The sequence below is a fragment of the Herbaspirillum hiltneri N3 genome, assembly GCF_001267925.1.
GTDB lineage: Bacteria > Pseudomonadota > Gammaproteobacteria > Burkholderiales > Burkholderiaceae_D > Herbaspirillum > Herbaspirillum hiltneri.
On sequence record NZ_CP011409.1, the window covers coordinates 3,956,390 to 3,976,963 of the forward strand.

Here is a 20,574-nt window from a genome sequence, read left to right on the forward strand (position 1 = left end):
CTCATACCTCGAGAATGGCCTTGATGACACCGGTGGACGGCGCCATCCAGTGCGGCAAAATCTCGGTGAATTCGTCCAGGCCGGCACGGTGCGTATTCAACAATTTCGTCGGCACCAAACCCGCCCTCATTGCAGCAATGACATCCTGGAAATCTTCTATTGTGGCATTGCGGCTGCCAAGCAGACTGGTTTCGCGTTTGTGAAACTCCGGGTCCGAGAACGACAGCGTGTCCCGGACAATCGAGACCAGTACATAGGTCCCGCCGTGGGCCACGAACTCCAGGCCTCTTTCCATCGCCTTGATATTTCCGGTGGCGTCGAACACGACATCAAAGAATTCGTCGTTACTCATTTTGGAAAGCTGCTCCTTGTCGCCTGGACCGACTTCGACGGTCTGCGCCACCTGCAAGGCATCCCGGCAAAATTGCAACCGGTCCTGGCGCGTATCAAGCGCGGTGACAACCGCTCCTTTGAGCTTGGCAAAGAGCATTACCGCCATCCCGATCGGACCTGCTCCCACCACCAGCACGTTTGCTCCCGGACCGACCGCGCCACGTTTCACCGCATGCGCCCCGATCGCCAGGAACTCGATCATTGCGGCGTCATCGAGCGAAATACCGTCGGCTTCCACGACAAACTTTTCGGGGACCGACAGAAATTCGGTCATGCCGCCATCGCAATGGACGCCGAGCACCTGGATTTTGGTACAACAGTTGGTTTTCCCTTTGCGGCAGGCGACGCACTCACCGCAAGCCATATAAGGCATGACCGCCACTTGACTACCGACAGCCAGGCCGGACCCGGCTGGCGCCTGCACGACTTCTCCCGACAATTCGTGCCCCATGACGCGGGGGTACTCCAGGAACGGTTGCTTGCCGTTGAAAATATGCATATCGGTGCCGCAAATGCCAATACGCCTTACGCGAATCAGCACTTCGTCAGGACCTGGGGTTGGCACTGGCCTCTGCTCCATACGCAGGACGCCCGGGGTATCACACACGATACATTTCATTGTTTCCAGCGCTTTCAGAGATATTTAAATGATTATTATATTTAAGATACAAATTCAAGGAGCCGAAACTCCAAGCGATAAATGCAAGGATAAAAATCGAACAAAGATGAATGAGAAGAGGAAAGCGTTCTATTTTTAATGTTTTATAAATATATAATACAAGAAAATAAACTACAAGAAGTTTCAGAAAATCACCAACTGCTTGCCTCCGATCGCGAACTTTTTTACAAAGAATAACGATTCTCATTTATATTCCGGCTTTTCTTATTTTTAGTCGGAATATATGAATTTGCTCAAAGGGACGCCCCGTTCACGCCGGTTTTTAGCGGTCAGTCTATTGGCTGCCAACAACCTGGCATTAGCCCAGACCGCAGGCAATACGCTCACCGAATCCGCACTCCCCTCAATCAATGTGGTCGCCGACAAAGCGCCTCAGTCGTACCACGCGACGAGCAGCAGCGGCGCAACCCGTACCGACACTCCTTTGCGCGAAGTGCCCCAGGCCGTCCGCATCATGACCGCGCAGCAGATTGAAGACCTTGGTGCATTGCGTTTGGCCGACACCGTCGATTTCGTCAGCGGAATTACGCGACTCAATGACTTCGGCGGCACGTGGGACAACTTTGGCATCCGTGGTTTCAGCAGCACCGACATGGGATTTCTGGTCAATGGATTTCCCGGCTCTCGTGGCTACAATCCGCGTCGGGACACCGCCACAGTGGAACGGTTCGAGTTCTTGAAAGGTCCGGCATCGGCGATTTACGGTAGTAGCGAGCCAGGCGGCACCATCAACATCGTCACGAAGAAACCGCAATTTACACAGAAGAACGTCGCCGAGTTCAGCGTTGGAAGCAGCGGGCTGAAGCGCGCAACCCTGGACACTACCGGCCCGCTCGGCAAGAGCGTCGCCTATCGCCTCAACGTGATGAGTGAAGAAGGAGACACGCGCTCAAACCTGCTCAGCAATCGCCGCTCCCTGATCGCGCCGGCCATTGCGTGGGTGATCGACAAAGACACCATGCTGAACTACGAAGGCGAATTTTTGCAGTCAAGTACGCCGCTCGACCGCGGCCTGATTAATGTGCGTGGAGTACTGGGAACGCTTCCCCGTGACCGGGTTCTGAACGAGCCATCGGACGGCAACATGAACATGACCAGTAATACGCATCAGCTGACACTTGATCGCACGCTGTCGGAAAACTGGCGCGCACGTTTCGGCGCGAGTTACAAGGAGAGCACTTTCGATGGCTACTACACCGAGGCGGACTCGCTCGCCGCGGACAATCGCACATTGAACAGGCGTCGGACCTGGCGTCAATTGCCGTCACGGGACGTGTCCTTCCAGGCTGAATTGGAAGGAAAATTCAACACCGGCAGCATCGGCCACACCGTCCTGTTCGGCACGGAAGCTTCCAGGCTGTGGATGAACACGGAGATTTTGCGTTCCGCCAACACCCCCATTGACATCTACAACCCGGTCTATAGCACGGCGTTACCGGCGCTGATTACACGGACGTCCAGTTCGGATGAATATCAGCGTGTGAAGGCCGTGTTTGTCCAGGATCAGATCAGCCTGTCTCCGCAATGGAAATTACTGGGCGGTTTGCGTTGGGACCAGTACAACCAGACGGTTCGCAACCGCGTGCCGACCGTCTCCTCCAGCTCGCGGCAGCAAAGTGCGGTTTCACCGCGTACAGGCATCACCTATCTGCCCAACGACTGGAGTTCGTATTACATCTCCGCCGGAAAATCCTTTCGCGGCAATAGCGGCACCGACATCAACGGCAAGGCTTTTGATCCGCAGCACTCCACCGCCTATGAGGCGGGCGTGAAATTGCAGACCCCGGATGAACGTCTGGGCGCCACCTTCGCGGTCTATGACATCACCAAGACCAACGTACTGACATCCAGCGATGTAGCTGGTTTCTCGGTGGCTGCGGGCGAGGTGAAAAGCACCGGTTTCGAGGCGGATGTCTTCGGTCAGATCAACACCAACTGGCGTGTCTCCGGGAATTTTTCCTGGGATGATGCCCGCGTAACGAAGGACAAGACACTGGCAGCCGGAACCCGCCTGACGAACATCCCTGCTTTTAGCGCCGGCCTGCTGGCCATGCGTGAAGATGCCCTGGCAAACGGGAGTCGCTTTGGCCTGGGCGGCGGCGTCAACTATGTAGGCAATCGCTCCGGCAACACCGCAGATACCTACACCTTGCCGGCCTATGCAACGGTGAAGCTGCTGAGCTACTGGCAAATCAATAAAACCGTGCGACTGTCCGTTGACGTGCACAACCTGTTCAATCGCAACTACTACGCCGGCTCGTGGGGCAATCTGTATGTCATTCCGGGGACGGAGCGAAGTGTGGTCGGTCGTTTGAAGATGGACTTTTGATCTGTGCAAGAGGCTTTATGATCTCTTGCATCTCTTGCATCTCTTGCATCTTGTGCCTCAAACAAACATCCCGCCGGCGGGCGGGATGTTTTGCAAATCGCTTCTCTTGCGCGGATTACGGCTTCCGCTAAAGCTTACAACTTCCCCGCAGCCACCTCTTCATCAATCACCTCGCGCGCCACCGCCACCGCGTGGTCTTCCGCTTCCTTGCGCGTGTTGCCGCGGAAAGGGGTGACGTTGGCGCGGCGGAACGGCACCGGATTGTCGTTGCGATGCAGCTGGTAAGCGCCGATCCAGGTTCCGTCGCGTTGTTCGCTGCCGCTGGCGCGGATGAAGTAGCCCTTGTGTTCGTAAGAGTCGAGGTCAAGTTCGGAGTCGATCAGCGCGCGCGCGAATGCCGCGCCGGCCATCTGCGCGGCGTGGACCGTCTCGAAGGGCGAGCCCTTGATGTCCGGGTATTCGTCTTCACCGTCGACCTTGATGCTGCAAAACACGCCCTTCTGGCCGGGCTTCGTGCTGTCGACCACGATGAAGTGTTTGCCGCGATGGGTGGAACCGTACTGCGCCATTGTTTCTGCCTCAATAGATAATCTGCGAGCATCGTAGCATATGCCCCTCTTGCATGGAGGCAATGCCTCGCCCTTGCCTCGTCCTTCCTGCAGGCGGCTACAATATGCGTCAAACAAATTTACAGGACAAGTTCATGGATGCAGAATTCTGGCTGGAGCGCTGGCGCGACGGACGCACGCATTTTCATCAAAACCGCGTGACGCCGCTGCTGCAAAAATACTGGCCGACGCTGGCGCTGCCGCAAGGTTGCCGGGTGCTGGTGCCGCTGGCCGGCAAGTCGCTCGATATGGTGTGGCTGGCCTCGCAGGGACATCGCGTGCTGGGCGTGGAATTGTCGCAGCTGGCGGTCGAACAGTTCTTCGACGAGAACCGCTTGCAGCCGGAAATCCATGAATCCGCTTATGGCCGCCACTATGCGGCCGGCGATGTCGAGATCATTTGCGGAGATATTTTCAAGCTGGATGCGGGGCTGCTGTCGGAATGCGTCGGCGTCTACGACCGCGCCGCCCTGGTGGCGCTGCCGGCCGACATGCGCGCACGCTATGCGCAGCACGTCTACGGCCAGTTGTCCGCGCACTATCGCGGCATCCTGATCACCCTCGATTATCCGCAGGAGCAGATGGACGGGCCGCCCTTCTCAGTCGGCGATGCGGAGGTGCAGGAGATCTTCGCAGCGCATTCCGCCGCGCTGGTGATCGACCGTCGCGACATCCTCGACAAGGAGCCGAAATTCAGCGAGCGCGGCGTCAGCAGGCTCGATACGGTGGTCTATCAGCTGCAGCGCAAACGCTGATTGCCCTCATCGCACCTCACCTGAGCTGCCCGATCCTGCGCAGGAAATCCTCCACGTCCTTGCTCGCCAGTTCGCGGTAACGATTGTCATACGAACCGACGGTGACGCCGACACTGGTGCAATCCTTGTAGATCTTGCGCTCCTCCGCCGCCGACAGCTTGTCACTGCTGCCGACCAGGTGGCGGCTCCAGCTGGCGATGTCGGTTTCGGTCATCGGGCAGTTGCGGGTGGAGGTGGCGAGTCGGAGGTAGTGCACGCCCTGATTGCCGTCGAAGCTGTGATGCGCGCCGTCGTAGACGCGGTAATCAATGACGCCCGGATATTCCTCCTGCATGCCCTTGATCTGATCGAGGCAGAACGCGGCAGGCGTGTAGTCGTCCTTGCTTCCCATCAGGAATAGCATCGGCGCACCGGTCTTGTCGTAGCTGCCGTTCTTGCGGAAGCGTGAATTCTGGCAGCCGGGGAAAGCGGGAATATGGAAGGCGAATTGCAGATTCTTGTTTTCGCGCAGCACGTTGTCGCGAAAGGACTTGACCGCTGTTTCATTGGCCGCAACGCCACCTCGGCTGAAACCGATGATGCCGATGCGGTCAGCGTCGAAGCGCGGATCGGCGGCGAGGAATTTAAGCGCAAAGAATGCGTCGGCGGTGTCGGCGGCGTTGCTCACCAGAGTCTGATCTTCCACCGTCCTCTCGACGCCGCGCGGCGTGAACGAATCGACCACGAAGGCAGCAAAGCCGAGCTTGTTGAAATACGGCGCCCAGAAATCCGTGTCCTTGGCTTCCACGCCGGCACTGCCGTGCGCGATCACGACCACGGGAATCTTGCCGGCCGGCGGATTCGGCGGCAGCGTCAGGTAACCGAAAATCTCGATCGGCTTGCCGGCCTTCTTGGCCATCTCGAACTTGTTGGCGTATTCAGCCGAAGGGAAGCTCAACTTTTGCTGGGCGGAGGCGGTACCGGACCAGGACAGCATGGAGCACAGCGCCAGGAGCGGCATCAGTACCTGCGCATGGTGACGAAGATGGCGGAGATGGCGGAATATTTTTTTCGAGTTCATGTCTTCTTTCCCAAAAATGCACTCCATCATGCCAGCAAGCACGGCATCTTGGCTGACAAGTGCGTCAGAAGCCGGAGATTGCGAACGCCTTGACGGCTACTCCCCTCGAAATAAAGCGATAATGCTGTTTTCCCTCAGCCAGCGACGACGTCCAGCCAATGCAAGACCCAGATCAAGACTCTCCCGACATCCAGCCGACCCGCCCATGGATCGTGCTCACCACCACCTACGACGTGGAAGCGTGGATCGATAGTTACAACCGGGATTTGCAGCAGGCCGTGAAGAAGGACAACACCAAGGGTTACGGCATCTGTTTCTGCATGGAACTGGGCGGCGAGGTGTACCTGCACACGACGCCGGAAGGCGACATCCTGCTGGACGTGACGGAAGAAGCGGAATGGGTGGCGCCGGTGATCAGCGCCGCAACCGGCATCGCGGCGCCGTCGTCATCGGTATGGGCCGTGCCCGGCGACAGGCTGACGCAGCTGGTGCTGGGACTGAGCGGATTGATTGCGGCGACGCGCATTGTCGTCAGCCACGCCTACAAGACCCCGAAAAACTGGCAGCAAGGCTATTGAACGGCGCCCCCGCCGCCAGTCGGCTTCACTGACGTCATTGCGACTTCGGTTTGGTGTTGATGGCGCGGCGGGCGTCGGCGTCGCGTTCGGATTTCTTTTCGAATTCAGTGCGTTCGCATGCGCACAGGATAAAGGCGATGCAGGCAGCCAGCGAGATGGCGATAAAACGCTTCATGATATTCCCCGATAGTGATAGGTCGACGCCGCAAGTCGCTGCTGCAAGTCGTTGCTGCAGCGTGGAATCGTCCTCTTGTTTCCCTTGGGCAGGAGTCTAACCCAGGCCGTCCCGAAAACAAAGGATAACGCGTCTGCCTGGCAGCGTGCTCAGCCGCCGCGCGCATTCGCCAGGTCGTATTTCCTGATCTTGTCGTATAACGTCTTGCGCGGAATGCCGAGGTGCTCCGCCGCCAGCGCGACGTTGCCGTCGGCCCCCGCCAGCGCATCCTCGATCAGCGTGCGCTCATAGGCATCCAGTTGCTGCGGCAGGCTGGCTGCCGCAGTCGCGGCGGCGGCATCGGCCATGCTACTGTCGGCCACGCCGAGCACCCAGCGATCGGCGAAGTTGCGCAGCTCGCGTACGTTGCCGGGCCAGTCGCGTTGCTGCCACTGCGCCATGAGCGCCGCCGTCCAGGGCGGCGCCGCCCGGCCATACCGGATTGCCGCAGCGTGGATGAAATGCGCCAGCAGCAGCGGAATGTCTTCGCGCCGGTCACGCAGGCGCGGCAAATCGATGCTGACCACACCGATGCGGTAATACAAGTCTTCACGGAATGCGCCCTGCGCGCTCAGCTGCAGCAGGTCGGCCTTGCTGGCGGCGATGACGCGGCAATCGACGGCGATGGACTCGTTGCCGCCCAGGCGCTCCAGCCTGCGCTCCTGCAGCACGCGCAACAGCTTGACCTGCAAGGCCATCGGCATGCTTTCGATTTCATCGAGGAACAGCGTGCCGCCGTTGGCGTATTCCAGTTTGCCGATGCGGCGTTTTTGCGCGCCGGTAAACGCGCCCGCTTCGTGGCCGAATATCTCGCTTTCGAATACGCTCTCCGGCAATGCGCCGCAATTGATCGCCACGAATGGCCCCTTGCGTTCGCTGGCGGCGTGCAGCTGGCGCGCCACCACTTCCTTGCCGGCGCCGGTCTGGCCGTTGATCAGGATGTCGACCGAGGTCGGACCGACGCTGCGGATCAGCGTACGGATCCGCTCCATCGCCGCCGACTGGCCCACCAGCGCCGGTGTGGCGGGATCGGTCAGCCAGGCTTCGCGCAGGCGGCGGTTGTCGAGCACCAGGTTGCGCTTCTCCTGCGCGCGCCGTGCGGTCTCCAGCAGGCGGTCGGCGGCGAAGGGCTTTTCGATGAAATCATAGGCGCCGGCCCGCATCGCTTCCACCGCCATGGCGACGTCGCCATGCCCGGTCACCACGATCACCGGCAGGTCGGCGTCGGCGGCGACCGCATGCGCCAGCACTTCCAGGCCGGAACGTCCCGGCAGTCGTACGTCGGTCACCACGATGCCGGCGAAACCGGCGTGCAGCAACGGCAAGGCCTGCTCGGCGTCGGCGCAGGCCTGCACGCTGAACCCGCCCAGCTCCAGCGTTTGCGTGGTGGCTTTGCGCACGCTTTGTTCGTCTTCAATCAGGATGGCGAGTGCGGTCAATGATGTCTCCATGAATTGCTGATGCAGGGTCCGGTGCCGGTGCCGGCAAGCGCACGATGAATTCGGCGCCGCCCTCGGGCAGATTATGCGCCGACAGGCGGCCATTCATCGCCTGCACGATCGACGACGATATCGCCAGTCCCAGCCCGAGGCCCTTGCCGCTCGGCTTGGTGGTGAAGAAGGGTTCGAACAGGTGCGGCGCGACTTCGTCAGGAATGCCCGGGCCGCTGTCGCGGATGCGGATGACAGCTTCGCCGGCTTCGTGCCCGACGATCACCGTCACGCGCTTGTCGGCGACGTATTCGACCGTCTCGACCGCGTCGATGGCATTGCGCAGCAGGTTGATCAGCACCTGCTCGGTGCGCACCACGTCGCCCATCACCTGCACCGGACTGCGCACATCGATCTCGATGGCCACTGCCTGCTGACGGAACTCGTTGCGCAGCAGCAGCACCGCCGCCTCCACCGTCTGGGCCACATCGACCACGGCGATCGCGTCGCCGCTCTTGCGCGCGAAGCCCTTCAGCTGGGCGATGATCTTGCCCATGTGGGCGCTGGCGCCGCTGATGTGTTCGAGATTCTCTTCCACTTGCGGCAACTGGCCGCGACGCATGAATTGCACGGCGTTGTCGGCGAAGGCGCGAATCGCCGCCAGCGGCTGGTTCAGCTCATGCGTGACGCCTGCCGCCATCTGCCCCAGCATGGCCAGCTTGCCGGCCTGGACAAGCTCATTCTGCGTCGAGCGCAGCAGGCTTTCGGTCTGCTGCAGGGTGACGTATTTTCCTTCCAGCGCCTGGTTTGCCACGCGCAGCTCCTGGGTGCGCACGGCGATGGTGGCGTCCAGCTCCTGCGCTGCACGGCGCAATGCGTCGCGCGATTCAAGCCGTTCCTGCAAGCGCCGCCTGCGCTGGTAGATCGCCCACAGCGAAATCGCCGCGATCGCCATGATCAGCGCCACCCACATGGCCCATAGCATGGCAATGCGATTGATGCGCGACTGCGATGGAAACAGCATCAGTTGCCAGTCCTGCTTGTCGATGGAACGCGAGACGTGATCGCCGAAACCGCGCCGCAACGGCTTGGGCATCTCGGCCACCGGCGTGATCGGCTGATCGGCGTACTGGTGGGTGCCGGCAAGCTCCTGCTGCAGCTTGCCGTCGAGCGGGCGCAGGCTGTGATATTTCCATTCCGGGCGGTTGCTGAGGAACACCACGCCACTGTGATCGGCCAATGTGATCGGATCTTCATTGCTGCGCCAGGTGTGTTCGAACTCGGACAGGTCGACCTTGACCGTCATCACGCCGATCGGCTTGCCTTCCCCGCGCGGCGTACCGGCCGGATAAATCGGCTGGGCCATGAAATAGCCCGGTTCGCTGGAGATATTGCCGATGCCATAAAAACGTCCGGAGCCGCCCGCCAGCGCCTCTGCAAAATAGGGCCGGAAGCCGAAATCGCGGCCGACGAAGCTAGTTTCCTCGTTCCAGTTACTGGCCGCCAGCGTCATGCCGCGCGCATCCATCATGTAAATTGCCAACACCTTCGACTGCATCTGGATCGCCTGCAAGCTCAGGTTGAGCCGCTGCACCGCAGCTGCATCGCCGGGATGATGCAACACCTGGTCGACATCGGCCAATGCACCCAGCGCGTACGGCATGATCTCAAACTTGTCGAGGATGGATTGCAGGTCGAGCGCGACGATTTGCAGCTGGCGTTCGCCGGCAGCATGCAGGTCGCTACGGGCCTTTTCCGCCGCGACGAAGTACGACGCAAAAAAAACCGCCGCCGCGCACAGCGCGCCGACGGCGATCAATATTGGAAATTTGCGGGAAGTCATGGCTGGAGAGGTGCGCTGAACATGGATGCCGCCATGATACCCGCTGGAGCACCCTGCCTTACCCTCTCCTGCCTTGCTTGCCGCAACTCCATCAGTCTTCGTCCTTGAGGTAGCCGACCTTGCTCGGATCACGCATGCAGAAAGTGATCAGCAAGGCGATCGCGCATATGACGGACACGTACCAGTAGAAATTGGACTCCATACCGGCCGCCTTGAACGACAGCGCGACGAACTCGGCCGAGCCGCCGAAGATGGCGTTGCCCACCGCGTACGACAACCCGACGCACAGCGCGCGCACTTCCGGCGGGAACATCTCGGCCTTGATCAGGCCGCTGATCGAGGTGTAGAAGCTGACGATGCACAACGCCAGGATCGCCAGGCCGAAGGCCGCGTACGGGTCGGTGACGTCCTTGAGCATATGCAGGATGGGTACGGTGCAGAGGGTACCCAGCGCACCGAACAGCAGCATCATGTTGCGGCGGCCGATCTTGTCGGACAGCGCACCGAACAGCGGCTGCAGGATCATGTAGACGAACAACGCGCCGGTCATGACCGCGCTGGCGGTCTTGGCATCCATGCCGGCGGTGTTGACCAGGTATTTCTGCATGTAGGTGGTGAAGGTGTAGAACATCAGCGAGCCGCCGGCGGTGAAGCCGACCACGGTGAAGAAAGCGCGCTTGTGCTTCCACAGGCCGGCGAAGGTACCGGCTTCCTTCTTCTTCCGGGTCTCGTCGGTAGCGGTCTCGGTCAGCGACTTGCGCAGGTACAGCGCGATCAGCGCGCCGCATGCGCCCAGCACGAACGGCACACGCCAGCCCCAGGAACGCAACTCCTCATTGCTCAGCGTCTGCTGCATGACCACCAGCACCAGCACCGCCAGCAACTGGCCGCCGATCAGCGTGACGTACTGGAACGAGGCGAAGAAGCCGCGATTGTTCTTGGGTGCGACTTCGCTCATGTAAGTCGCGCTGGTGCCGTACTCGCCGCCCACCGACAGGCCCTGGAAAAGGCGCGCCACCAGCAGCAGGAACGGCGCCGCTGTGCCGATCACGGCATAGGTAGGCAGGAAGGCGATCATCAGCGAGCCGCCGCACATCATCAGCACCGAGATCATCATCGAGGTCTTGCGGCCGTGCTTGTCGGCGATGCGGCCGAACAGCCAGCCGCCGATCGGACGCATCAGGAAACCGGCGGCGAACACGCCGGCGGTATTGAGCAGTTGCGTCGTGGTGTCCCCCTTGGGAAAGAAGGCCGGTGCGAAATAGATCGCACAGAACGAATAGACATAGAAGTCGAACCACTCGACCAGGTTACCCGACGAGGCGCCCAGGATCGCGAAGATGCGCTGCCTGGTGGTGGATGGTCCGGTAGCGACGGATGCGGCCGGAGCCGGCGTCGGTGGCGTGGTGGAAACTGTTTGGGTCATTGCTATCTCCAGGTTTGTAAGCGGCCGGCGGCGCTCCGCGAAAAATCACGGGGCAAACCGGCTGTTTGATGTTGGTGTCAGGCGCGTGCCTGCAATCGCTGCCGCCAAGGCGGTGCGACAGGAGCGAAAAAGGACATTGGTTTGCCGGGTTGCGGCGGAGGAAGCGGCCTCACATCTGTCTCCTGCTTTCTTGTTTTGGAGACCTGTATGCAGGCATCGTGCCAGTAAGCGGAGCTTGCTCAAGCGTCTGATTTCAAACGGGTTTTCGAAATCTGTTGCGGCAAGGAAAGCGCTTTCCTTGCGAACATCCGGAATCCCGGACACGCAGATTGCGGATATCCAGCCAGAATGCAGGCCGATAAAAAAGCCCGGACCGTTGCCGGGCCGGGCTTCCTGTTGCAGCGTGTCCGGCGGATCAGCGCAGGCGCGGTTCCGTCGGCGTGATGTCGATGGTGCGGCGCACGGCCGGCAAGGCGGGCGTACCGCTCAGCGTAAACACGCTGACCAGCTGCGCCAGACTGTCGGCCTGGCTCTGCATCGAGGCGGCAGCGGCGGCTGCTTCTTCCACCAGCGCGGCGTTCTGCTGGGTGACTTGGTCCATTTGGGTGATGGCGTGGTTGATCTGCTCGATGCCGGTGGTCTGCTCTTCGCTGGCGGAGCTGATCTCGGCGACGATGTCGGTGACCCGCTTGACGCTGTTGACCACTTCAGCCATCGTCGCGCCGGCCTGCTCGACCAGTTTGCTGCCGTTGCCGACCTTTTCCACCGAGTCGTTGATCAGTACCTTGATTTCCTTGGCGGCGGCTGCGGAGCGTTGCGCCAGGCTGCGCACTTCGGAGGCGACCACGGCGAAGCCGCGCCCCTGTTCGCCGGCACGCGCGGCTTCCACAGCGGCGTTCAAGGCAAGGATATTGGTCTGGAAGGCGATGCCGTCGATGACGCTGATGATGTCCACGATCTTTTTCGACGAGTCGTTGATCGCGCCCATGGTGTCGACCACCTGGCCGACCACACCGCCGCCCTGGGTCGCGATTTCGGATGCAGACACGGCCAGTTGGTTGGCCTGGCGCGCGTTGTCGGCATTCTGCTTGACCGTGGAGATCAGTTCTTCCATCGACGACGCCGTTTCTTCCAGCGCGCTGGCCTGCTGCTCGGTGCGCGAGGACAGGTCGAGGTTGCCGGCGGCGATTTCGCTCGAGGCCGTGGCGATGGTGTCGGTGCCGGTGCGCACGTTGCTCACGATGCCGCGCAGGCTGATGTTCATGTCTTGCAGCGCTTGCAGCAACTGGCCGGTTTCATCCTTGCTGCTGACCTGGACGTCGCTGGTCAGGTCACCCTCGGCGACGCGGCGCGAAATCGTCACGGCGGAATTGATCGGACGCGTGATGCCGACCGTCAGGTACCAGGCGCAGAGCACGCCCAGCGCGAGGATCAGACCTTCCAGCGCGAGCAGCAAAATGCGGCTGTCTTCGGCGATGACATCGATGTGTTTGGCGGTCTCGTCGATGTCCTTGCGCTGCAGTTCGACCAGTTGCCGCATGGTGTCCTGGTAGGCGTTGGATGCGGGTACGAAATCCTTTTCCAGCACGCGCTCGGCTTCCTCGATGTTGCCGGCGGCCTTGGCCTTGTTGATCGCGTCGCGCGAGCTGAGATACAGCTTGCGCTGCTCGCCGATCTTCTGGAACAGCTTCTTTTCTTCATCGCTTTCCAGCAGTGCTTCAACCTTTTTCTGGTACTCGCCGGAGCCCTTGGACGAAGCGGCCGCTTCCGCCGCAAAATACGGGCCGAGCGCCGGATCGCTGCTCTTGGCGATGGCGATGGTGCGGCGGATGCCGCTGGCGAGGTTGGCGTACCAGTCGCCGATCAGGCGCTCCTTCAGGAGGGGCTGGCTCATCATCTCGCGCGTGGCCGACGACACCGTCTGCAAGCGCCAGATGCCGATGGCCGTGATCACGATGGAGAAGGCCAGAATGACGGCGAAGCCCAAAGCCAGGCGCTTGCCGATTCGCATGTTTCCGATAATGTTCATTACTTTTTTCCATCCCGTTTTACCGCCGCTGCTACGACGTGTTTTTTAAATTCTCGGGGCGACCCCGATCCGCCCGGCACCGCCGGGCAGGTCGCCATTACAAATCAAAACGGGATGTTTGATTAGCTGCAACATACGCCGAAAAGCCCCGCAGATCGGGGCTTTGAGGTTGATGTTGCACAAAAGGCATCAGAAAAACGAAAATAGTATTAGCGCTTAGGCAAGATCGACCTTCAAGTGTTGCCGGAAATACCACGATCTTGCCGATTGAACAAATGCTTACCGGTTGAGACCGCTGACGATCAGTTTGCCGACTTCCGCCAGGACCGCATTGCGCTGCTCTTCCGGCGCCCTGGTTTCGGTGAGGTAAATCGATGCCAGCAACGGCGCCCCCTGCGGCGGCCAGATGATGGCGACGGTGTTGGTGGTGCCGTAGTCGCCCGAACCGGTTTTGTCGCCCACTTTCCAGCCTGGCTGCATGCCGGCGCGCACGCGGCGGTCACCGGTCTTGTTGGCCAGCATCCAGGCCGTGATCTGGCGTCGCGACGCTGCCGACAAGGCATCGCCGAGCAGGACTTTTTGCAGGTTGCCGGTCATCGCCGTGGGCGTCGTGGTGTCGCGCGGATCGCCGGGGATGGAGGTATTGAGCTCGGTCTCGAAACGATCAAGGCGAGTCGTGTCGTCGCCCAGCGAACGCACGAATTTGTTGAAAGGCCCGAGGCCGCCGAGACTATGCAAGATGAGGTTGGCCGCAGTGTTGTCGCTCAGCGTGATGGCAGCCTCGCACAGTTGCGCCAGCGACAGGCCGTCGCCGCCGACATGCTTGCTGGTGGTGGGCGAGTAATTCACCAGCACGTCTTCACCGTAGACGATGCGGCGGTCGAGCTGTTCAGCGCCGGTGTCGACACGCCGAAGCACGGCCGAAGCCGCCAGGAACTTGAAGGTGCTGCACATCGGGAAGCGTTCGTCGGCGCGATAGCCCCAGCGACGGCCTGTGCCGCTGTCGAGGATTTCCACGCCGAGACGCCCGGCGACGCTTGCTTCCAGCTTGGCCAGGCGTGACACAACGGAAGGTGAGTCCTTAGATTTTTTTGCCTCAGCTGCGCCAGCCGCCCATGCGCTGCCGGCACAGCCCGCCAATACCGAACCGGCCATGGCGAGAAAATATCTTCTGTCGATCATCATTTTTCCTTGCAAAATTGGAGACGAAGCGAAATGATAGGCAGCAAGGGACGCCATCGCAATTCACGATAATTTGCCCCAGACCCTAGAAAAACTGATATCCGGACGATCCATGCATCTGCCCCTCAATGCCTTGCGCGCTTTCGAAGTGGCGGCGCGCCACCTCAGCTTCACCTCGGCCGCCGACGAGCTGAACGTGACGCAGACTGCCGTCAGCATGCAGGTCAAGAATCTTGAAGAGCGCCTCGGCGTGACGCTGTTCCGTCGCCTGCCGCGCGGCCTTGCGCTGACCGATGAAGGGCTGGCGCTGCTGCCGGTACTGGCCGAGTCCTTCGAGCGCATCACCACCGTGCTGGGCCAGTTCGAGAACGGCCAGATGCGCGAAGTGCTGACGCTGGGCGCGGTCGGCACGTTTGCGGTCGGCTGGCTGATGCCGCGGCTGCGCGAATTCCAGCAGACCTATCCGTTTGTCGATCTGCGCCTCCTGACCAACAACAACCGCGTCGACCTGGCCGGCGAAGGGCTGGACTACGCGATCCGTTTCGGCGACGGCGCCTGGCACGGCACCGACGCCGAGCGCCTGTTCGCCGCTCCGTTGTCGCCGATGTGCGCGCCGGCGCTGGCGGCACGGCTGCGCCGCCCGCAGGATCTGGCCGGCGAAACACTGCTGCGTTCGTACCGCACCGACGAATGGAACCACTGGTTCGCCGCCGCCGGTGCGCCCTGCCCGCCGATCCGCGGCTTCGTGTTCGACTCCTCGCTGACCATGGCTGAAGCGGTGGCGCAACAGGCCGGCGTGGCGCTGCTGCCGGTCAACATGTTCGAACGCGAACTCCGGCAGGGCCGGCTGGCCTGCCCTTTCGACATCTCCATCAGCGACGGCGCCTACTGGCTCACCCGCCTGAAATCGCGGCAGGAAACGCCGGCGATGCAAGTCTTCCGCAACTGGCTGCTGGCGCATGCGATCCCTGCGGCGTAGACAAAAGGCCACATCGCGTATCAGGAAATGCCTGATAGTTGTGAAAGAGAACACGCCGTAAAATAAATGATATAAACTATTTACATCCGTATCGCATCAAGCTTCTCGAGGCCAATGTAATCGTTTACAAATGCGGATTGCAGGTCGTATCCCGACAAGGTCAGGCGGCTTGCAACGTGTCTCAACCCAACAAGGAAACGGGGGACATCATGAAAAAATACTTCGCTGCGCTGTATCGGAAACTGGTTGATTATCTCAACGACTCCAGCGCCCTGACGACCGGTTCGCACCGCGGCGAGCCGCATTGCTGCGGCATGTACTCCGGCCTGTCCAACATGGAACAGGGTCAGCGCAAGAACTGACACGAACTGACTTCCGACTTGCCTGGGCGGCCCGCTGTCCGCCCAGGCCGCATTTTCTCCGCCCTTCAGCCCGGCCCCTCCCTTCGGCGCTTGCCCTTATAATTTCAGCAGATCAACATCCGTTACGCCCTTCCGGCGCGCACTGTCTGCAATGTCCGACAACACCATCGCCCGCAACAAGTCCATGACCCGTTTCGACCAACATGACAGCGTGTGGCTGTTCGGGTACGGATCGCTGATCTTCAAGGCCGACTTTCCCTTCATCGAGCGCCGGCCGGCGCACATCGTCGGCTGGAGCCGGCGTTTCTGGCAAGGCTCGCACGATCATCGCGGCACCGTGCAGGCGCCCGGCCGGGTCGTGACGCTGATCCGGGATGAAGGCGCGACCTGCGCCGGCATGGCTTACCTGATTACACCGGAAGTGTTCGACCATCTCGACTATCGCGAAAAGAACGGCTATCTGCGCCTGGCCACCGACATCCTGTTTGAAGACGGCAGTTGCACCGAAGGACTGATCTACATCGCCACCGAAGAAAACGCCGCCTTCCTGGGTCCGGCGCCGGAGTGCGACATTGCGCGCCAGATCGCCGGCGCCGAAGGTCCGAGCGGACGCAACGCCGATTACCTGCTGGGACTCGCCGTGGCCTTGCGCGAACTCGGCAAGGACGATCCTCACGTGTTCGAGATCGAGCGCCACCTGCAATTGCTGGGAGAGATGAATGCGGAAAAGGACAAGGATGCGACGTGAACGCCGCATCCCTGAGAACCTGCTGAGCTACTGACTGCTGACTTACTGGCGCGCCGCCAGCAGCAAGGCGCCGGCGCCGATGAAGAAACCGCCAGTGGCCTTGTTCAGGCGCGCCACGCCGCGCGAGGTGCGGATGTAGCGGCGGATCTGCTTGCCGCAGGCTGAATACACTGCGCTGGACACGAATTCTGCGCACAGGTAGATCGAGCCCAGCACCAGGAACTGATGCGCGGCCGGCCGTGCGGGATCGATGAATTGCGGGAAGATCGCGGCGAACAGCATGATCGCCTTCGGATTGGTGATGCCGAGCAGGAACTCCTGCATGACCAGCGCGAACGCGCCTTTCTGCGCCGCCGCCGGAGATACTGCGCCCGGCTCGACGCCGTCGGCCAGTTCCAACCCGTGGAATTCACGGCTGCGCCATGCGCGCCAGCCGAGATAGAACAGATACAGCGCACCGACCCACTTCACCGCCGTGAAGGCCGCTTCCGAAGCCAGCAGCATTGCGCCCAAACCCACCGCCGACACCGTCAGGAAAATCGCGAACGCCGTCACGCGCCCGAACGTGGCCAGCAGCGCCACGCCGACGCCGCGGCGGATGCCGTTGTTGAGCGCGCAAAAATTATTCGGACCTGGCACCAGCGCCAGCATGATGGCGACGGGGATGAAGAACAAGGCATCCATGTTGCTTCCGTTTCGTTAATGTGAGGGGAACTGCGATTCTATCAGCCGCAGGATTTCCGCGCCGCTGCATGCCGGTGGGGATGCGCCTGACAAGGGAACGTAGCCCGGACGGTAGTGTAAAATTCCGGTCCGCCTCCGATTCGCCGGGGCGGTCCAGGAATGCCATGACTATCACGATCAATAACGAACTCCTCCAATACATCGACCCGCTTACCGCCAACGAATACGCCGCCCTTGAACGCAGCCTGCTGGCCGAAGGTTGCCGCGATGCGCTGGTGCTGTGGGGCGACGTATTGGTCGACGGACACAACCGCTACGAAATCTGCCGCAAGTACGGCATCGAATTCAAGACCGTGCAAAACACCAGCTTCAATTCAATCGACGACGTCATGCTGTGGATGATCGACAACCAGCTCGGCCGCCGCAGCGTGACCGACTTCCAGCGCGGCGTCCTGGCGCTGCGCAAGCGCGACATCATCTCCGCCCGCGTGCGCGCCGAAATGGATGCCAGCATCGCAGCCAGGGGCGAAGGCGCGACGCCGGAAGAAAGCGCCGACAAACCGGCCGAAGAAGCTGCGATCCCGAGCGCCGCCATCAAGACCCGCGAAGACATCGCGCGCGTCGCCGGCATCAGTTCCAATACCATCGGCCAGATCGAGAAGATCCGCAAGACCGCCGCGCCGGAGCTGGTCGAAGCGGTACGCACCGGCACCATCTCGATCAACGCCGCCGCCGCGGTAGCGTCGCTGCCGAGCGAAGAACAAATCACGGCGGTCGCCGGCGGCAAGAAGGAATTGCGCCAGGCCGCCAAGATGGTGCGCGAAAAACAAGCCGCCAACCGTACGCCGCGCGCCGCTCCCGAAGTCGTCGCTGCAAGCGGGGCAACCAGTGCGAGCGATGGCGCCGCGCCGCCGTGGTCCGAAGCCGGCGACGATGCCCCCGCATTGCGCGCCGAGATCGCCACCCTTAATGCGCGCATCGCGGCGCTGACTGCGGAAAACCAGGCCCTGCAGGCGCAGATCGACGCGCTGCGCGGCGTGACCGCCTGATCCCCGCGATAGCCGACCTTGCCGGTCTACACGCTCACCGCCGCGGTCGAGATCGAACTCGATATCCGCAAGAGCCGCTTCATCGGCATCGTCATGCCGGTGGACAACCGTGACGCTGCGCTGCGTCAGCTGGACCATCTGCGCAGCCAACATCGCTCCGCTACCCATGTGTGCTGGGCGCTGATGGCTGGCGGCCAGTCCGGCATGTCGGACGACGGCGAGCCTTCGGGCACGGCCGGACGGCCGATGCTGGAAGTATTGCGCCATCACGAGCTTGATGGCGTGCTGGCCGCGGTTGTACGCTATTACGGCGGCATCAAGCTCGGCGCCGGCGGCCTGGTGCGCGCCTACACCGACGCCGTCGCCACCGCGCTGAAACAGGCGCAACGCATCGAACGCATCGCCTGGGCGGAAGTGGAAATCGCCATCGCCTATGCCGACGAATCGCAGCTGCGCTACTGGCTGCAACAGAAACAATACGCCCTGCTCGGCAGCCGCCACGATACGTTGGCGCGCCTGCATATCCGGCTTCCCGCTGCCGGACTGGCTCAGCTTGCGGACAGCTTGCCGCGGCTTTCTTCAAACGCCGTGATCACGCCGATCATGTAATCCATGCGGCGCCGGTTGGCGTCGCTGCGCGGGTGTCCCCACAAGGCATCGAATTCGGCCACCACCAGGTGGTATTCAATTTCGCTCACTTGATCAGCGTCGGCCTGCTCGGTCACGGTCGTCGTTATCATGGAAAAGGCTTCGCTCACCGGTCTCGCGCCACGCGGCGCGCCAACACGATCGCCAGCGCCGGCGTCACCGCAAAGCAGGCGAACAAGGCATAGGCTGCTTGCCGAGCGCCGTCAGCGCCATCCGGCTCGGTCAGGCCGGCGGCGTTGACCGTGAGTCCCGCCAGCGCAGCGCCGATCGCCATGGCGTAGAGCTGCACGGTGGTGATGCCGGCCGAGGCGAGATTTTCTTCACCGCGGCGCGCCGATTTCAGCACGCGGGTCAGCAGGTGCGGCCATCCCAGTCCTATGCCGAGACCGACACCACCGAGCGCCAACGCCAGCCACAAGCCTTCAGCCGCGACATCGACGTCGCCGGGCAACAGCACCACCAGCGCCAGCAGCGACAGCGTCATCACCAGCGGCCCGAGGCGCACCATCCGATCCGCATCCTTGCCGCTGCGCGCCGAACTCAGCAGCGAGGCCAGGCTCCACCCGCCGGCCATGGCGGCCGTCATGTAACCAGCCTGCAATGGCGCGTAGCCATGCAATATCTGGAGGAAATACGGCACGAAGATTTCGGTCATGCTGCCGATCATGAGCAGGCAGACGCAGGCAAAGACCTTACCCATCGCGGTACTCAACTGATAGGCGCCGGTCGGCAGCAAGGCCACGCCGGGACGCCGGTCAAGCCAGGCGACCAGTACCCCGGCAGCCAGTCCGGCCGCGACGCCGAGCAACTTGCCGCCGGTATCGTCAACCTGCCCGGCGAATGCCACCAGCAGCACCGACAGCGCCAGCAAGGCAATCTTGAGCAGCGGAATGCGCACCGGCTCCGAAGCTGCGGCATCGCCCCGCACCGGCTTGCCGCCCAGCTGCCCGGCCACGATCAGTGCCTGCAGCAGCGCCACCGGCAACAGGCACCAGAAGGCCAGCCGCCAGGCGCCGTCGGCGGCGAACAGTCCGCCCACCGCCGGTCCCAGCAAAGTCGCCACGCCCCACATACCCGACTCCAGCGCCACCGCACGCGACCACAGGCGCTGCTCGAACAACATGGGGATCAGCGCATAGCCGAGCGCCGCCAGCAAACCGCCGCCGAGGCCTTGCACGCTTCGGCCGGCCAGCATCCATGGCATCGACAATGCCGTGGCGCACAGGACCGAGCCGAGCGTGAACACCGCCAGTCCCAGCAAATAGGCGCGGCGCGGTCCGAGCTTGTCGAGAAGCTTGCTGGTCAGCGCCGAGCCGACGATGGAGGCGACCACGAACAGTGTGATGTTCCAGGCGTAATACGCCAGGCCGCCGATGTCGCGCACCACCGACGGCAGGATGGTGGTGACGATGTGGACATTGATCGCGTGCAGCGCAACGCCGCCGGTCAATGCGACCGAGCGCAACAGGTTGCGGCCGGTCAGCAGTTCGCTCCAGGAGGTGGAAACAACGGTTTCTGCATGCATGGATAACCTCGACATTCTGGTGGATAACGCCTAATATACAAGCGTTTGTTTGG

20 protein-coding genes are annotated in these 20,574 nt (G+C 61.7%); 8 read left to right on the plus strand and 12 right to left on the minus strand.

Going from position 1 to position 20,574, the window contains the following annotated elements; all coding sequences use genetic code 11:
• Window position 1: 1 nt before the first annotated feature.
• Window positions 2-1,012, minus strand: a complete 1,011-nt coding sequence (locus tag F506_RS17970) for a zinc-binding alcohol dehydrogenase family protein (RefSeq protein ID WP_053199697.1) — start codon at window positions 1,010-1,012, stop codon at window positions 2-4.
• A 283-nt stretch (window positions 1,013-1,295) separates the two neighbouring features.
• Between F506_RS17970 and F506_RS17975 the strand changes: the two genes are divergently transcribed.
• On the plus strand, window positions 1,296-3,401 hold the full coding sequence (locus F506_RS17975) for a TonB-dependent siderophore receptor (protein WP_053199699.1): 2,106 nt from the start codon (window positions 1,296-1,298) through the stop codon (window positions 3,399-3,401).
• 134 nt (window positions 3,402-3,535) lie between these two features.
• Here F506_RS17975 and F506_RS17980 read toward each other — a convergent pair whose 3' ends face one another.
• A complete protein-coding gene (locus tag F506_RS17980; RefSeq protein WP_053199701.1) occupies window positions 3,536-3,970 on the minus strand; it encodes a DUF6566 family protein in 435 nt (144 codons plus the stop codon).
• 134 nt (window positions 3,971-4,104) lie between these two features.
• On the opposite strand from F506_RS17980, the gene F506_RS17985 reads away from it, so the two are divergent.
• Window positions 4,105-4,764 carry a thiopurine S-methyltransferase gene (locus F506_RS17985; RefSeq protein WP_053199704.1) on the plus strand — a complete coding sequence of 220 codons (660 nt, stop codon included), beginning with the start codon at window positions 4,105-4,107 and terminating at the stop codon, window positions 4,762-4,764.
• Window positions 4,765-4,780: 16 nt separating this feature from the next.
• Here F506_RS17985 and F506_RS17990 read toward each other — a convergent pair whose 3' ends face one another.
• Window positions 4,781-5,824, minus strand: a complete 1,044-nt coding sequence (locus F506_RS17990; RefSeq protein ID WP_053199707.1) for a dienelactone hydrolase family protein — start codon at window positions 5,822-5,824, stop codon at window positions 4,781-4,783.
• A 158-nt stretch (window positions 5,825-5,982) separates the two neighbouring features.
• On the opposite strand from F506_RS17990, the gene F506_RS17995 reads away from it, so the two are divergent.
• Window positions 5,983-6,402 carry a hypothetical protein gene (locus F506_RS17995; RefSeq protein ID WP_053199710.1) on the plus strand — a complete coding sequence of 140 codons (420 nt, stop codon included), beginning with the start codon at window positions 5,983-5,985 and terminating at the stop codon, window positions 6,400-6,402.
• A gap of 34 nt (window positions 6,403-6,436) precedes the next feature.
• Here the strand turns inward: F506_RS17995 and F506_RS23505 are convergent, their stop codons facing one another.
• From F506_RS23505 to bla, 6 genes are all read right to left on the minus strand, one after another.
• Window positions 6,437-6,577: a hypothetical protein gene (locus F506_RS23505; protein WP_016833343.1), complete on the minus strand. Its 141-nt coding sequence runs from the start codon at window positions 6,575-6,577 to the stop codon at window positions 6,437-6,439.
• 149 nt (window positions 6,578-6,726) lie between these two features.
• Window positions 6,727-8,067, minus strand: coding sequence for a sigma-54-dependent transcriptional regulator (locus F506_RS18000; RefSeq protein WP_053199712.1), 1,341 nt, complete (start codon window positions 8,065-8,067; stop codon window positions 6,727-6,729).
• Window positions 8,030-9,889 carry a sensor histidine kinase gene (locus F506_RS23700; RefSeq protein WP_053199714.1) on the minus strand — a complete coding sequence of 620 codons (1,860 nt, stop codon included), beginning with the start codon at window positions 9,887-9,889 and terminating at the stop codon, window positions 8,030-8,032. The genes F506_RS18000 and F506_RS23700 overlap by 38 nt, the downstream gene beginning before the upstream one ends.
• 91 nt (window positions 9,890-9,980) lie before the next feature.
• A complete protein-coding gene (locus tag F506_RS18010) occupies window positions 9,981-11,315 on the minus strand; it encodes an MFS family transporter (RefSeq protein WP_144424095.1) in 1,335 nt (444 codons plus the stop codon).
• A 415-nt stretch (window positions 11,316-11,730) separates the two neighbouring features.
• Window positions 11,731-13,344, minus strand: a complete 1,614-nt coding sequence (locus F506_RS18015) for a methyl-accepting chemotaxis protein (protein WP_053199716.1) — start codon at window positions 13,342-13,344, stop codon at window positions 11,731-11,733.
• A 279-nt stretch (window positions 13,345-13,623) separates the two neighbouring features.
• Entirely contained in the window at window positions 13,624-14,526 is a 903-nt protein-coding gene (gene bla / locus F506_RS18020; protein ID WP_053199718.1) for a class A beta-lactamase, read from the minus strand.
• Between the two features lie 112 nt (window positions 14,527-14,638).
• On the opposite strand from bla, the gene F506_RS18025 reads away from it, so the two are divergent.
• The 3 genes from F506_RS18025 to F506_RS18030 all read left to right on the plus strand — a co-directional run bounded on the left by F506_RS18025 (window position 14,639) and on the right by F506_RS18030 (window position 16,615).
• Complete coding sequence (locus tag F506_RS18025) at window positions 14,639-15,505, plus strand: LysR family transcriptional regulator (protein WP_053199721.1); 867 nt, start codon at window positions 14,639-14,641, stop codon at window positions 15,503-15,505.
• 209 nt (window positions 15,506-15,714) lie between these two features.
• Window positions 15,715-15,867: a hypothetical protein gene (locus F506_RS23510; RefSeq protein ID WP_167552707.1), complete on the plus strand. Its 153-nt coding sequence runs from the start codon at window positions 15,715-15,717 to the stop codon at window positions 15,865-15,867.
• Window positions 15,868-16,018: 151 nt separating this feature from the next.
• Complete coding sequence (locus F506_RS18030; RefSeq protein WP_053199724.1) at window positions 16,019-16,615, plus strand: gamma-glutamylcyclotransferase; 597 nt, start codon at window positions 16,019-16,021, stop codon at window positions 16,613-16,615.
• Window positions 16,616-16,657: 42 nt separating this feature from the next.
• Here F506_RS18030 and F506_RS18035 read toward each other — a convergent pair whose 3' ends face one another.
• A complete protein-coding gene (locus tag F506_RS18035; RefSeq protein WP_053199726.1) occupies window positions 16,658-17,299 on the minus strand; it encodes a LysE family translocator in 642 nt (213 codons plus the stop codon).
• A gap of 164 nt (window positions 17,300-17,463) precedes the next feature.
• Between F506_RS18035 and F506_RS18040 the strand changes: the two genes are divergently transcribed.
• Window positions 17,464-18,348 (plus strand): hypothetical protein, encoded by an 885-nt coding sequence (locus F506_RS18040; protein ID WP_053199728.1) that lies wholly within the window; start codon window positions 17,464-17,466, stop codon window positions 18,346-18,348.
• A gap of 18 nt (window positions 18,349-18,366) precedes the next feature.
• Window positions 18,367-18,957, plus strand: coding sequence for an IMPACT family protein (locus F506_RS18045; RefSeq protein WP_053199730.1), 591 nt, complete (start codon window positions 18,367-18,369; stop codon window positions 18,955-18,957).
• On the opposite strand, the gene F506_RS18050 is transcribed toward F506_RS18045, so the two are convergent.
• Together F506_RS18050 and F506_RS18055 are read right to left on the minus strand one after the other, a co-directional pair.
• Entirely contained in the window at window positions 18,897-19,088 is a 192-nt protein-coding gene (locus tag F506_RS18050) for a hypothetical protein (RefSeq protein WP_053201761.1), read from the minus strand. The two genes, F506_RS18045 and F506_RS18050, sit on opposite strands and share 61 nt — an antisense overlap.
• A gap of 14 nt (window positions 19,089-19,102) precedes the next feature.
• Window positions 19,103-20,521, minus strand: coding sequence for an MFS transporter (locus tag F506_RS18055; RefSeq protein WP_083458014.1), 1,419 nt, complete (start codon window positions 20,519-20,521; stop codon window positions 19,103-19,105).
• Window positions 20,522-20,574 lie beyond the last annotated feature (53 nt).

Excerpts from the sequence above, each read along its gene's own strand:
- F506_RS23510 (WP_167552707.1), top strand. The coding sequence starts at position 15,715 with ATGAAAAAATACTTCGCTGCGCTGTATCGGAAACTGGTTGATTATCTC.
- F506_RS18010 (WP_144424095.1), bottom strand. The coding sequence starts at position 11,315 with ATGACCCAAACAGTTTCCACCACGCCACCGACGCCGGCTCCGGCCGCA.
- F506_RS17995 (WP_053199710.1), top strand. The coding sequence starts at position 5,983 with ATGCAAGACCCAGATCAAGACTCTCCCGACATCCAGCCGACCCGCCCA.
- F506_RS23505 (WP_016833343.1), bottom strand. The coding sequence starts at position 6,577 with ATGAAGCGTTTTATCGCCATCTCGCTGGCTGCCTGCATCGCCTTTATC.
- F506_RS17970 (WP_053199697.1), bottom strand. The coding sequence starts at position 1,012 with ATGAAATGTATCGTGTGTGATACCCCGGGCGTCCTGCGTATGGAGCAG.
- F506_RS18040 (WP_053199728.1), top strand. The coding sequence starts at position 17,464 with ATGACTATCACGATCAATAACGAACTCCTCCAATACATCGACCCGCTT.
- F506_RS18050 (WP_053201761.1), bottom strand. The coding sequence starts at position 19,088 with ATGATAACGACGACCGTGACCGAGCAGGCCGACGCTGATCAAGTGAGC.
- F506_RS18035 (WP_053199726.1), bottom strand. The coding sequence starts at position 17,299 with ATGGATGCCTTGTTCTTCATCCCCGTCGCCATCATGCTGGCGCTGGTG.
- F506_RS18000 (WP_053199712.1), bottom strand. The coding sequence starts at position 8,067 with ATGGAGACATCATTGACCGCACTCGCCATCCTGATTGAAGACGAACAA.
- F506_RS23700 (WP_053199714.1), bottom strand. The coding sequence starts at position 9,889 with ATGACTTCCCGCAAATTTCCAATATTGATCGCCGTCGGCGCGCTGTGC.
- F506_RS18055 (WP_083458014.1), bottom strand. The coding sequence starts at position 20,521 with ATGCATGCAGAAACCGTTGTTTCCACCTCCTGGAGCGAACTGCTGACC.
- F506_RS17980 (WP_053199701.1), bottom strand. The coding sequence starts at position 3,970 with ATGGCGCAGTACGGTTCCACCCATCGCGGCAAACACTTCATCGTGGTC.
- F506_RS18015 (WP_053199716.1), bottom strand. The coding sequence starts at position 13,344 with ATGAACATTATCGGAAACATGCGAATCGGCAAGCGCCTGGCTTTGGGC.
- F506_RS17985 (WP_053199704.1), top strand. The coding sequence starts at position 4,105 with ATGGATGCAGAATTCTGGCTGGAGCGCTGGCGCGACGGACGCACGCAT.
- F506_RS17990 (WP_053199707.1), bottom strand. The coding sequence starts at position 5,824 with ATGAACTCGAAAAAAATATTCCGCCATCTCCGCCATCTTCGTCACCAT.
- F506_RS18030 (WP_053199724.1), top strand. The coding sequence starts at position 16,019 with ATGTCCGACAACACCATCGCCCGCAACAAGTCCATGACCCGTTTCGAC.
- F506_RS18025 (WP_053199721.1), top strand. The coding sequence starts at position 14,639 with ATGCATCTGCCCCTCAATGCCTTGCGCGCTTTCGAAGTGGCGGCGCGC.
- bla (WP_053199718.1), bottom strand. The coding sequence starts at position 14,526 with ATGATCGACAGAAGATATTTTCTCGCCATGGCCGGTTCGGTATTGGCG.
- F506_RS17975 (WP_053199699.1), top strand. The coding sequence starts at position 1,296 with ATGAATTTGCTCAAAGGGACGCCCCGTTCACGCCGGTTTTTAGCGGTC.